This is a genomic window from Streptomyces sp. NPDC058955 (assembly GCF_042741435.1).
Taxonomy (GTDB): Bacteria; Actinomycetota; Actinomycetes; order Streptomycetales; family Streptomycetaceae; genus Streptomyces.
On record NZ_JBHYKM010000071.1, the window covers coordinates 1 to 11,747 of the forward strand.

An 11,747-nucleotide genomic window follows, 5' to 3' on the forward strand; every position below is an offset into this window, starting at 1 on the left:
CGACGAAGGTGATGGGGACCTCGACGACGTGGAAGCCGGCGGCGACGGCCCGGCGGGCGAGGTCGACCTGGAAGCAGTAGCCGGCCGAGGCCACGTCGTCCAGGCCGAGGCCCTCCAGGGTCTCCTTGCGGAAGGCGCGGTAGCCGCCGGTGACGTCGCGGATCGGGACGTCGAGCATCACGCGGGAGTAGAGGCTGCCGCCGCGGGAGATGAACTCGCGGGACTTCGGCCAGTTCACGATCCGGCCGCCCGGCACCCAGCGGGAGCCGAGGACCAGGTCCGCGCCCTTGAGCGCGGTGAGCAGCCGGGGCAGCTCCTCGGGCTGGTGGGAGCCGTCGGCGTCCATCTCGACGAGGACCTCGAAGCCCTGGTCGATGCCCCAGCGGAAGCCCGCCAGGTAGGCGGCGCCCAGCCCTTCCTTGCCCTTGCGGTGCAGGACGTGGACGTGGTCGTCGTCGGCCGCCAGCTCGTCGGCGAACTTGCCGGTGCCGTCGGGGCTGTTGTCGTCGGCGACGAGGATGTGCGCCTCGGGGACGGCCTCCCGTACGCGCGCGACGATCGGCCTGATGTTGTCCGCCTCGTTGTAGGTCGGAATGATCACCAAAGCCTTGCCGAGCGGGCCGTAACGCCTCACGCCACCGTCGTTCACTACTGCCCCTTCGGATACAGACACAGGCCCCCACCTTAGCGAGGTCTTCGGCGTGGTCCGGTCCAGCGGGGTGTGAGACGTGCGACGCCGGCGCGTGCGGGGTGCGGTGCGGGGCCCGACGTCCTTCGGTCCGACCCGGGACCCGCTGGCTGCGGATCGGCCGAAGGCCGTTGTCTACTGAACGTCCGGGCCCCACCCGGGTCGCACCTTCCGCCGGCGAAACCTTCCCTCGCGGCCGAGGCGCGGGCGGCGGTCGGCGTCGGCGAGGAGGTGTGGTCCGGTCGGACGTCCTGTGGTGGACGCGGGAGAACCTACCGGGCCGGGCCGGTCGGCTGTCAACACCCGTTTGACCTGCGGGGTTCCCGAGAAGCCGCAGGCCGGGCGGGAAGATCCGCAGGTCGGGGGCGAACCCGTGGTGCGTACATCCGGGTGGCCGTCAACGGCACATCACTCGTTCGGCCGTACGAACACCGTCTGTCCGTACACGACGGTCCGGAGGCAGACGGGCAGTTCCGCACCGGGGGACAGATCGGGCAGACCGGGCGTTCCGGAGCGGGGGTCGGTGGACCAGCGGGCCACCCGGTCGTCGGGCGCCTGGACGACCAGGTCGCCGGTCCGCCAGATCGCGTAGTCGGCGGGGGCGCCGGGGACGAGGATGCCGGCGTCGTCCCGGCCGACCGCGCGCCAGCCGCCGCGCGTGTGGGCGGTGAAGGCGGCCCGGACCGAGACCCGGTGCTCGGGGGTGCGGTGGAAGGCGGCGGCCCGGACGGTCCCCCACGGGTCGAGCGGGGTGACCGGGCTGTCCGAGCCGAAGGCGAGCGGGACGCCGGCGCGGAGCAGGGCGGCGTACGGGTTGAGGGTGCGGGCCCGCTCGACGCCGAGGCGTTCGGCGTACATGCCCTCGTCGCCGCCCCACAGGGCGTCGAAGGCGGGCTGCACGGAGGCGGTGAGGCCGAGCTCGGCGAAGGCGGCGACCGTCTCCGGGGTGAGCATCTCGGCGTGCTCGACCCGGTGCCGGGCGGCCCGGATCCGGGCCAGGCCGAGCTTCTCGGAGGCGGCCCGGAAGCCGTCGACGACGGCGGTGACGGCGGCGTCGCCGATGGCGTGGAAGCCGGCCTGGAGGCCTGCCTCGGTGCAGGCCGTGACGTGGGCGGCGACGGTGGCGGCGTCCAGGTGGGCGGCGCCGGTGTGGCCGGCGGAGTCCGCGTACGGCTCGTGGAGGCAGGCGGTGTGCGAGCCGAGGGAGCCGTCGGCGAAGAGGTCGCCGGCCGCGCCGAGGGCGCCGAGCGCGCGGGCCCGGTCGATGTCGAGGTCGGCCCAGTAGCCGACCACGCGGGGGCCGGGTTCGCTGCGGGCGAGGTCCAGCAGGCCGGTGAAGTCGTCCTCGGAGGAGATCCGCGGCCCGCCGCACTCGTGGAGGGTGCCGATGCCGAGCGAGGCGGCGTGCGCGCGGGCGGCGCGCTGGGCCTCGGCGCGCTGGCGCGCGGAGACGGCGGCGAAGGCGGCGGCGCGGACGGCGTGGTGGGCGTCGCCGGTGAGCGGCGCGCGCCCGTCGTGGAAGCCGTCCAGCTCCCGTACGCCGGGGACGAGGTCGAGCAGGGCGGTGGTGACGACGGCCGAGTGGACGTCGATCCGGGTGAGGTAGAGCGGCCGGCCGCCGGTGAGCCCGTCCAGCTCCTCGCGGGTGAGCGGGCGCCGCTCGGGCCAGCGGGAGGCGTCCCAGCCGTGCCCGATGAGGATGCGGTCCTCGGGGCGGGCGGCGGCGTGGGCGCGGATCAGCTCCGCCGCCTCGGCGAGCGTGGCGGCGGCGGAGAGGTCGAGGCCGGTGAGCGCGAAGCCGGTGGCCGTGGTGTGCACGTGGGCGTCCACGAAGGCCGGGGTGACGAGCGCGCCCTCCAGGTCGATCACCTCGTCCACGCCGGACGCGAAGGCGTCGGCGGCGCCCTCCTCGCCCACCCAGGCGATGTGACCGCGCTCCACCACCATGGCGGTGGCGAAGGGGTCGGCGGGGCTGTGGACTTCTCCACCGCGCAGGAGCACGGTGCGGTGTTCGCCGGAATTCTGGCTTTCGCTCATGCGACCAGGCTAGGGCCTGCCCGGTGGGCCGCCGTCGGCGGGCCACGGCGTCCGGCGTGGTGCGTCGCGAGGCGCCGCGCCGGGCGCCGCGGGCCCGGCCGCGGCTCGCCGGGCGGGCGCCCTAGACGCGCGGCGGCCTGGCCTCGTACGGCGTGGACAGGACGACGGTGGTGCGGCTGGAGACGTGGGCCTGGGAGCGGATGCGGCTGAGCAGGTGCTCCAGCTCCAGCGGGGTGGCGACCCGGACCTTCAGGATGTAGTTCTCGTCGCCGGCGACGCTGTGGCACGCCTCGATCTCGGGGATGTCGGCGAGCCGGTCGGGGGTGTCGTCGGGGGCGCTGGGGTCGAAGGGTTTGACCGAGATGAAGGCGGTCAGCGGCAGGCCCACCGCCTCGGGGTCGACGACGGCGGCATAGCCGCGGATGACACCGCGCTGCTCCAGCCGGCGGACGCGCTGATGCACGGCCGACGTGGACAGGCCGGTGGCCTTGCCCAGGTCGGTGTAGCTCATGCGCCCGTCCTTGACGAGCAACTCCACGATCTGACGATCCAGCTCCTCCATGCACCGACCCTATTGCGCCGAAGGGTCCCGGGCCCAGCCGGGTGCGGGCCGTATGCACCGCTATGGGCTGTCGCGCGGCACCTGCGACGGGCATGTGACGAACGCCACAGGTTTGGCCGGGCCTCCGAAGCCCGCTCACGGTTATGCGGAGTTCCGTATGGGAAGGGCTTGCTGTGGTCCCGGCCGCACAGTACCGGCCGACCTGTCCGAGGGGGAGTTCTCCATGCTGGAGCCCGTTGATTCCGTCGAGCCGTCCGATGAGTTCGACGCGTACGACACGTTCGAGATGTACCGGGTGATCTGCCCGGAGTGCGATCAGCCGATCGCCCTGCTGGCGGACGAGGACGCGCTGCCGGAGCACGCGCTGTGCCCGTCGGCGTGGAACCCCTTCACCCTCACGGTCTGCCCGGGCACCGGACGGTCCGCCGACGAGGCGCCCTCCGCCGACGACGAGGCCGGCGTGCAGGAGCAGGACACCGCGCTGCTCCTGACGCTGCCCCAGGGTCTGGACTGGCGGACGCAGCCCTTCTCGCACATCGGCGGTCCGGGCTCGCGGCCGATCCGCGCGACGCAGCTGCGCCGCGCGGCCTGACCGTCAGCCCTCCCCGGTCCAGTAGTCGCCGCGCACCATCGCCGCGAGGGTGGCGTGGTGCAGGATGAGCCGGTCGGGGTCCGCGGGGACCTCGACCTCGCCGAAGTACGCCTGGCGGTACGCGATCCTCAGCATCACGATCGCGTGCCGCAGCGCCGCGTACAGGGTGTGGAACTCCATCGCGCGCGGGGTGTGCCCGGTGAGTTCGGCGTACCGCCGTTCGATCGCGTCGCGGCGCAGGAAGCCGGGCAGGCCGGGCTGGCCGAAGCTCACGGTCAGGTCCTGGAAGAAGCGGTGCAGGTAGACGGTCCAGCCGAGGTCGACCTCGCGGGGCGCGCAGGCCGCCATCTCCCAGTCGAGGACGGCGGCGGGGGTGAAGCCGTCGTAGACGATGTTCCCGATCCGGGCGTCGCCCCAGCAGAGCACGGCCGGCCCCTCGTCGTCCGGCCACAGCTCCTCCAGGCGCGCGAAGGCGGCCTCGATCAGCGGTGAGGGCGCGAGTCCCGCCACCACCCAGGCGTAGTAGGCGCGTTGGGCGTCGACGTGCCGGCGCAGCGGGCTGCCGGTGCCCTCCGGGAGCAGGAACTCGGCCTCCTTCGCCGGGACCTGGTCGTGGAGCCGGGCGAGGATCCCCACCGACTCGGCCTCCAGGGCGGCGCGTTGGGCGTCGGTGGCGGCGTGCAGCCAGTTCCCCTCGTACGTGTACGGCATGACGTCCGGCGGGACGCGCCCCTCGGCGCGGGCCATCACGAAGAAGGCGGCGCCGAGCGGTTCCGGGTCCTCCTCCAGCCAGAGCACGCGCGGGACGGGCACGTCGGTGCGGGCGGCGACGAGCCCCATCACCCGGTGCTGGCGGGCCATGTCGTAGACGGGGAAGACGGTGTACGCGGCGGGGTCGGCTGCCAGCCGCAGGGCGCAGCCGCGCACCGGAGCGTCCGGGTGCTCCAGGTCGAAGAGCAGCGTCTCGCTGGACATGCCGTTGGACCCGGGCACGGCGAGCCCGGAGACGGTGGCGCCGGGCAGCCTGCGGTCGAGCCAGGCGGTGAGCCGGGCGGCCAGCTCCTCGGGGTCGCGGGTGGTGGTGCGGGGACGGGGCGCGGTGGCCATCGGTGCCTCCCTCTTCTTTTGGGGCTCGGTTCGCCTCCGGGCGCTGTGAGCCGGGCTCACGGCCCCGACCGTGCTCGCCCCGCTCGTTCCTCACGGGGCTCCGCGCGCTCGGGGCCGTTCCCCCGGCGCGCCCTTCGGCTCACTCGCCGGTACGGCGGGGTGAGGTGCGGGGGCGGTCAGGCGGTGAAGCCGCTGGGGTCGTGGCGGCCGAAGGAGCCGTGCTCGAAGATGCCGTGGCCGGTGCGGCCGTCGAGGGTGAAGCGGGCCGCGTGGTCGGTGACGCCGTAGGCGGCGAGCGGGTGGGCGGCCGGGTCGGAGAGGTCGTAGACGCGCCGGTCGGTCCAGTCGCGGCCCTGCCAGGTGCCGTGCTGCCAGTCGCCGGCGGGCGGGTAGCCGGCGCCGACGGCGAGCGGGGAGGAGGCGAGGATCTCGACGCCGATCTCCAGGGGCTTGCCGCTCGCGTCGGTGAGGTGGACGACGGCGCTCTCGGGGTGGCGGCTGCCGGGCCGGTACGCGATCTCGGTGCGGGGCCAGCCGAGCTGGACGTCCCGGTGGCCGTTCCGGACCAGCTGGGCCTGGTTGAGGGTGCGGTAGCCGTCGGCGTCCTCCTGCGCGACGACCATCACGAAGCGGTCCTCGAAGCGCATCGGGATCCAGAGCCAGTGGAAGCCCTCGGGGCGGGACTCGGCCGCGCGGCCGGGCTCCTCGCCGGGGATGGGGCGGACGCCCCAGCTGCGGTCGCGGGTGCCGGTCCACTCCCCCGCCGTGACCTCGAACCGTTCGCCGCCGGCCCGGACGGTGCCCGTGCAGTGGCCGGCCTGGACGAAGCGGCGGCCTTCGAGGGTGAGCCGGCCGCCGGTGCGCTGGAGGTGGTGCGGCTCCCAGAGGGCCGGGAAGTCGCCGGTCCAGGTGAGGTCGAAGGAGAGCCCGTCGGGGTCGGCCGGGTCGGCGACGCAGCTCAGCGTGAAGCGGCGGAGGGGTTCGTCGACGGTGATCCGCAGCGGGCCGACCTCCAGGCGCATCCGGTCGTCGCCGAGCGCGTCGGAGGCGCGGACGGCGTGCAGCCGGTCGCCGGTGCGCAGGGTGGCGTAGGCGTCGACGACCCCGGTGTTGGGGTAGACGCCGAGTCCGGCGACGAGCAGCGCGCGGCCGGCGTGGTCGAAGACGTGGAAGATGCAGCGGTCGTAGGCGTTCCGGTCGCCGCTGACGTGGTGCTTCATCGACAGCGGGGCCTGGTGCACGGGGTATTCGTCGAGCGCGACGGGCCGGTCGTCGTCCACGGCTGACCTCCTGGTCCTCGAAGAGGATCTGACGGTACGTCAGACTCCGGGGCGAGGACCAGAGGTGTGCGCGAGCGCGGGGCGGGGGCCGCACGCCGCGGGGGGACCGGGTAAGAGGCGAACTGCCGCTCGAATCCGTCCGGCGGTGACCCGGCGGGCCGGGGCGCGTTGGTCCGGGCATGACCACGCTGTACTCCACACCCAGCGGAGTCGGTCGGCATCGGCAGACCGAACCGCGCGGTGAAGAATCGGTTCCGCACTGGATTCCGGCAGGGACGGCCGCACCCGGACCCGCCCCCGAGGGCTCCGCGCCGGCACCGCTCCCCGCGCAGGCCACGGCTCCGGAGGAGACGCCCGCGCCGGACCCGCGTCCGGCCGCCGCGCCCCTGCCCGTCCCCGCGCCGGCGGCGCCGGCGGCCGGGCCCGCGCCCACCGCCGTCGTACCGGTGCCCACGATGGTCTCCGTGCCGCTGCCCGCGCCGGTGCCCGTGCAGGTCCATCCGGACCCGCCGATCTACCAGGCGCTGTACTCGCTCTGGGCCAGCCAGGGGCGCACGGTGCCCGGGCGCCGGGACGCCGAGTGGACGCGGCTCGCCGCGGGACCCGTCTGGGTCGACCGGACCGTACGGGTCAGCGGGGTCCTGGTCCCGCCCGTCGAGGCGCGCTGACCGCCCGCCGGGTCACATGAGGCCCGCGCGGGTGACCAGGACGGCGAGCAGGACGACGAGGGTCCAGCCGAGGACGTGCTCCAGCAGCTCGGGGCCCCGGTCGTCCTGGGGGCCGCCCGTGCGCGTGCGCGATCGGAGACGGCCGGCGAGGGTGGTGGTGGCGCTCATGGCCACCACCATGGGGCACCGGGGCGGCCCCGGACCAGAGACGTCCCTCACACCCCCGGCCGCGCCCCGCACGGCTCGGTGCGCGCCGAGGGCCCGAAGCGCCCGGCGCGGCGCGGGAGTCGGCCGGCCGGGCCGCGGGGACGGAGGCGCCCTCGTGTGCCGTACACCACTCCCCCGCCCACGGCGATGCCCGTACGGAGCCGTGGCCCGCGGCCCGGGTGGGCGCCCCCGCGCCGGGGTGACGCCCCGGTAAGCCGCCGCGCCCCGGGGGGCGCGGGGGGGCGCGCGGCGCGGCGGGACCGCGGCGCGCGGCCCCCGCCCCGGCACCGCCGCCCGCGCCGGGGGGGGGGGGGGGGCCGGGGGGGGGGGGCGCCACGGGGCCGGGGCCGGTCACGGCGGAGGGGCCGGACCGCCCGCGACGGGGCGGGCTCAGTCGAGCAGCAGCTCCGGCGCGTGCAGCTCCAGCCAGGTGTTCAGGTCGAGCACCCGCTCCAGGCCGGCCCGCACGCCCACCGGCATGCCCGCCGGATCCTGCGCCACGACCTGCTGCGCCCAGGCCCGGTCGACGAGCGCGAAGACCTCGGTCTCCGGAGCCGCGACGAGCTCCTTCACCTGCTGCTGGAGGTTGGCCGCGTACTCGGGGTTCTGCGGCGAGGGGTACGGGCTCTTGACCCGCTCCACCACCGAGCGCGGCATCACGTGGGCGGCCGCGTGGCGCAGCAGGCTCTTCTCCCGGCCGTCGAAGGTCTTCATCGACCACGGCGTGTTGTACACGTACTCGACGAGCTCGTGGTTGCAGAAGGGCACCCGCACCTCCAGGCCGACGGCCATGGAGAGCCGGTCCTTGCGGTCCAGCATGTTGCGGACGAAGCGCGTCAGGTGGAGGTGGAAGATCGAGCGCATCCGGCGCTCCTGCTCCGACTCGCCGTCGAGGTGCTCGACCTCGGCGAGCGCCGCCGCGTACTGGTCGGCGGTGTAGGTCCCCACGTCGAGCCGCTTGCGCAGCCCCGGCTCGATGTGGTCGGTGCGGGCCTCCAGGCTCAGCGGGGGGATGACCGCCATCCACGGGAAGGTCGGGACCCGGGTCAGCGCCTCGACGTGGAACCAGGGGTAGCCGCCGAACACCTCGTCGGCCGACTCCCCGGACAGCGCCACGGTCGACCGCTCCCGGATCGCCTTGAAGAGCAGGTAGAGGGAGTTGTCCAGGTCGCCGAAGCCGTTCGGTATGTCCCGGGCGCCGACGGCGGCGCGCCGCACCGCGGGGTCCGAGAGGTCCGCCGGGTTCAGCACGACGTCGTGGTGGGCGGAGCCCACGTGGGCCACGACGTCGCGGACGAACGGCGAGTCGGGGGTCTCGCGCATCTCGTCGGGGACGAAGTTCTCCTCCTGGCCCGCGAAGTCGACCGAGAAGGTGCGCACCTGCTCGCCGCGGAGGGCCAGCCGCTCGGCCGCCAGGCCGGTGAGGGCGCTGGAGTCGAGCCCGCCCGAGAGGAGCACGCCCTGGGGCACGTCCGAGATCATCTGCCGGTCGACGATCCCGGTGAGCATCTCCCGGATCCGCGCCACGGTGTCCTCGCGGCTGTCGGTGTGCTCGACGGCCTTCAGGCTCCAGTAGGTCCGCTGCCGCATTCCGTCGCGGTCCACGGTGATCACCGTGCCGGGCAGCATCTCGTGCATGCCCTTCCACAGCGCCCAGCCCGGGGTCTTGGTCTGGGCGAAGAGCTCCCGCAGGCCGTCGGTGTCGACCGCCTTGCGCACCGTCGGGTTCGCCAGGATCGCCTTGGGCTCGGAGCCGAACAGCACGCCGTCCGGAGTGGGGTGGTAGAAGAGCGGCTTGATCCCCATGCGGTCGCGCACGAGCACGAGCTTCTGCTCGCGCTCGTCCCAGACGGCGAACGCGTACATGCCGTCGAGGTGGTCGACGAGGCTCTCGCCCCATTCGAGGTAGGCGTGGAGCACGACCTCGGTGTCGCTCTCCGTCGTGAAGGAATGCCCGAGCGTCCGGAGACGGTCCCGCAGCTCGCGGTAGTTGTACGCCTCGCCGGTGTACACCAGCACCACGGCGCCGGCGGGCGTGCGCACGCTCATCGGCTGGGTGCCGCCGGGCAGGTCGATGATGGCGAGTCGCCGGTGCCCCAGTCCGACATGGGTGTCCACGTACGTGCCGCAGGCGTCCGGCCCGCGGCACGCCATCGTCCCGGTCATCGCGTCGAGCGCGTCACGCCGGCGCGTCAGATCGGATTCGAAGGAAACCCAGCCAGAAATTCCGCACATCTGGAAACCTCATTTCCCGCGCTGTCCCGCGGAATTCGCAAAGTAAACGTGAAAGACATTCACAGCCCGCACCGGTATCGCCAATTTATCGTCCGGTGACTTCGCGTCACAATGTGCCCTTCACCCACGCCCCCGTGAATTCCTCACAGGGCGGTCAGGCGCAGTTCCCGGTCCGCGGCGAGGGTGAGGAGATCGGCGTCGTGGCTGATGAGGACGACCACGGCGCCCGCGTCGGCGACGTCGCGCATGGTGCGCGTCATGGACTGCAGATGGCGCCGGTCGACGCCGGAGCTGGGCTCGTCGAAGATGACGACGCGGCGGCCGCTCAAGCGGGCCGTGGCGACGACCAGGCGCTGCTGCTGCCCCCCGGACAGGGACAGCGGATGCCGGTCCCCGAAGCCCTTCAGATCGAGGTCGGCCAGCACGGCCGGGGCCTCTCCCACGTGCTCGGGGAGCGCGCCGAGGCGCAGTTCCGCGGTGACGCTGTCGGTGAAGAGCTGTCGCTGGACGTCCTGCATGACGAGCGCGGTCTCGCGCTGCCGCCGGGCGCGGGAGAGCGGGCGCCCGTCGAGCAGCACCTGGCCCGAGTGGCGCTGCAGTCCGGCCAGGACCCGCGCCAGGGTGGTCTTGCCCGCCCCGTTCGGTCCGGTGACGGCGGTGATGGCGCCGGCGGGCAGCCGCGCCTCGGCGATGTCGAGCACCGGCCGGCCGCGGAAGCCGCAGCGGACGCCCCGCAGCACGAGGTCGGCCCCGGGCTCGGCCGGGTCGGCCTGCCGCTCCCCGGTGCCGATGCTGGGTCCGTGCGCGACGGCGGCAGCGACCGGGGGCCTGCGGGGCGGATCGAGGCTGCGCAGCCCCTCTCCGCGCAGCATCTCCTCGGTCAGCGCCGGGAATTCGTCCCTGGTCCACTCCTTGCTGACGCGGCCGTCCTGGAGCACCACGATCCGGTCGGCGAGTTCGCGCAGGTAGTGCAGCCGGTGTTCGGCGATGACGAGGGTCGCGCCCAGCTCCTGGAGGTGGCGCAGCGCCCCGGTGAGCTCGTCGATGCCCTCCGGCGAGAGGTTGGAGGTGGGCTCGTCGAAGAGGAGCAGCGGCGGCCCGTGCGTGATGGCCGCGGCGCACGCCACGCGCTGCTGCTGCCCGCCCGACAGCTGCCGCAGGGAGCCGGTGAACCGGTCCAGCCCGAACTCGGCGACGACCTCGCTCACGCGCTCGCGGATCCGCGCCGACGGGGTGCCGAAGTTCTCCATGGCGAAGGCCAGTTCCGTGTCGACGGCGTCGGTGAAGAACTGGCGGCGGGGGTGCTGGAGCACCGTCCCGGTCACCTTCCCGACCTGGGCCAGGTCGGTGATCGGCGCGTCCGCGACGCGGACCTCGCCTTCGAGGGTCCCCTCGTGGAAGTGGGGGATGAGACCGTTCATGAGCCGCAGCGCGGAGCTCTTGCCGGAGCCGCTCGGGCCGCACATCACCACGGTCTCGCCCTGGCGGACGTGCAGGTCGAGTCCGTCGAGCACGACGCGGTCGTGCCCCTGGTAGGTCCATCGGACGTTCTTCAGCCGGATCACGCCGAGACCCTCCAGACCAGCGTCGCCACGGCCAGCAGCACGGCGACGCCCGCGGCCGCCGCGTCCATCGGACCGAGCCGCGGCGGGTGCATCGCGGTCGGCCGGGCCTCGGAACCGAGCCCGCGCAGCAGCGCCGACGCCGAGAGGTCCTCCGCGGCACGGAGGCTCGACGCCATCAGCGGGACGGTGAAGTACTCGATGGCGCGCAGCGGGCGGCGGAGCATGGCCGCCCAGCCGCCGAGCCCGCGCAGCCGCATCGCGTCGCGCACGGCCTGGGCCTCGCTGACGATCGTGGGCGCGAACCGCAGCATCACCGCGCCGGACACGGTGAACGCCGACGGCACCCGCGCGGCGCGCAACGCGGCGGTGAACCGGGTCGGCGGGATCGTGCGGACCAGGTGGACGGCGATGCCGCCGACCGCGATCAGGCGCAGGGTGAACTCGGCCGTGACGCCGACGACCCCGAGCACCGGCCACGGCGCGGCCGCCGGCAGCAGGAACGCGACGGCGGCGGCGAGGGCCGCGGCGGCCGGCAGTCCGAGCACGCGCTTCCAGGCGCGCTCCACCACCGCGAGCAGGACGCCGGCGACCAGGGTCGCGGGGACGTACCACAGGCCGCCGGGCGCCATGATGGCGATGCTCGCGGTCAGCAGGAGCACCACACCGGTACGGGGGTCGAGCACCAGGCCCGGGGCCGCCTCCCCCCCCCCCCGGGGGGGGGGCGGGGGTGGGGGCGGGGGGGGGCGCGCTCTGGGTGGGGGGTGAACACAACAGCGCTGGGGGATTTTTTTTTGATGGTACGGGCG

General features: G+C 74.4%; 11 protein-coding genes. 2 read left to right on the forward strand and 9 right to left on the reverse strand.

Annotated features, from left to right (window positions below):
- The 3 genes from ACFW1I_RS24490 to ACFW1I_RS24500 form a co-directional block, all read right to left on the reverse strand.
- Positions 1-649 (reverse strand): polyprenol monophosphomannose synthase (locus tag ACFW1I_RS24490; protein ID WP_384673581.1); only part of this gene is annotated, 649 nt, incomplete at its 3' end.
- 447 nt (positions 650-1,096) lie between these two features.
- On the reverse strand, positions 1,097-2,725 hold the full coding sequence (locus tag ACFW1I_RS24495) for an amidohydrolase (RefSeq protein WP_384673583.1): 1,629 nt from the start codon (positions 2,723-2,725) through the stop codon (positions 1,097-1,099).
- 121 nt (positions 2,726-2,846) lie between these two features.
- Positions 2,847-3,287: an Lrp/AsnC family transcriptional regulator gene (locus tag ACFW1I_RS24500; protein ID WP_128976955.1), complete on the reverse strand. Its 441-nt coding sequence runs from the start codon at positions 3,285-3,287 to the stop codon at positions 2,847-2,849.
- 223 nt (positions 3,288-3,510) lie between these two features.
- Here ACFW1I_RS24500 and ACFW1I_RS24505 point away from each other — a divergent pair, with 223 nt between their 5' ends.
- A complete protein-coding gene (locus ACFW1I_RS24505) occupies positions 3,511-3,879 on the forward strand; it encodes a hypothetical protein (protein WP_384673586.1) in 369 nt (122 codons plus the stop codon).
- A 3-nt stretch (positions 3,880-3,882) separates the two neighbouring features.
- Here the strand turns inward: ACFW1I_RS24505 and ACFW1I_RS24510 are convergent, their stop codons facing one another.
- Positions 3,883-4,986, reverse strand: coding sequence for a phosphotransferase family protein (locus ACFW1I_RS24510; RefSeq protein WP_384673589.1), 1,104 nt, complete (start codon positions 4,984-4,986; stop codon positions 3,883-3,885).
- 176 nt (positions 4,987-5,162) lie between these two features.
- Complete coding sequence (locus ACFW1I_RS24515; protein ID WP_384673591.1) at positions 5,163-6,266, reverse strand: hypothetical protein; 1,104 nt, start codon at positions 6,264-6,266, stop codon at positions 5,163-5,165.
- A 179-nt stretch (positions 6,267-6,445) separates the two neighbouring features.
- Between ACFW1I_RS24515 and ACFW1I_RS24520 the strand changes: the two genes are divergently transcribed.
- The gene (locus ACFW1I_RS24520) at positions 6,446-6,934 is read left to right on the forward strand and encodes a hypothetical protein (protein ID WP_384673594.1); all 489 of its coding nucleotides are present in this window, start codon (positions 6,446-6,448) and stop codon (positions 6,932-6,934) included.
- Positions 6,935-6,946: 12 nt separating this feature from the next.
- Here the strand turns inward: ACFW1I_RS24520 and ACFW1I_RS24525 are convergent, their stop codons facing one another.
- From ACFW1I_RS24525 to ACFW1I_RS24540, 4 genes are all read right to left on the reverse strand, one after another.
- The gene (locus tag ACFW1I_RS24525) at positions 6,947-7,102 is read right to left on the reverse strand and encodes an SCO1431 family membrane protein (RefSeq protein ID WP_384673596.1); all 156 of its coding nucleotides are present in this window, start codon (positions 7,100-7,102) and stop codon (positions 6,947-6,949) included.
- 429 nt (positions 7,103-7,531) lie between these two features.
- Positions 7,532-9,376 (reverse strand): asparagine synthase (glutamine-hydrolyzing), encoded by a 1,845-nt coding sequence (asnB, locus tag ACFW1I_RS24530; protein WP_384673599.1) that lies wholly within the window; start codon positions 9,374-9,376, stop codon positions 7,532-7,534.
- A 143-nt stretch (positions 9,377-9,519) separates the two neighbouring features.
- The gene (locus tag ACFW1I_RS24535; RefSeq protein ID WP_384673602.1) at positions 9,520-10,941 is read right to left on the reverse strand and encodes an ABC transporter ATP-binding protein; all 1,422 of its coding nucleotides are present in this window, start codon (positions 10,939-10,941) and stop codon (positions 9,520-9,522) included.
- Positions 10,938-11,624, reverse strand: a complete 687-nt coding sequence (locus ACFW1I_RS24540; RefSeq protein ID WP_384673605.1) for an energy-coupling factor transporter transmembrane component T family protein — start codon at positions 11,622-11,624, stop codon at positions 10,938-10,940. Before ACFW1I_RS24540 ends, ACFW1I_RS24535 begins: the two co-directional genes overlap by 4 nt.
- Positions 11,625-11,747: the final 123 nt, after the last annotated feature.

Bases quoted from the DNA above. Each gene is read 5' to 3' on its own strand.
- ACFW1I_RS24495 (WP_384673583.1), bottom strand. From the start codon at position 2,725: ATGAGCGAAAGCCAGAATTCCGGCGAACACCGCACCGTGCTCCTGCGC.
- ACFW1I_RS24500 (WP_128976955.1), bottom strand. From the start codon at position 3,287: ATGGAGGAGCTGGATCGTCAGATCGTGGAGTTGCTCGTCAAGGACGGG.
- ACFW1I_RS24505 (WP_384673586.1), top strand. From the start codon at position 3,511: ATGCTGGAGCCCGTTGATTCCGTCGAGCCGTCCGATGAGTTCGACGCG.
- ACFW1I_RS24510 (WP_384673589.1), bottom strand. From the start codon at position 4,986: ATGGCCACCGCGCCCCGTCCCCGCACCACCACCCGCGACCCCGAGGAG.
- ACFW1I_RS24520 (WP_384673594.1), top strand. From the start codon at position 6,446: ATGACCACGCTGTACTCCACACCCAGCGGAGTCGGTCGGCATCGGCAG.
- ACFW1I_RS24525 (WP_384673596.1), bottom strand. From the start codon at position 7,102: ATGAGCGCCACCACCACCCTCGCCGGCCGTCTCCGATCGCGCACGCGC.
- asnB (WP_384673599.1), bottom strand. From the start codon at position 9,376: ATGTGCGGAATTTCTGGCTGGGTTTCCTTCGAATCCGATCTGACGCGC.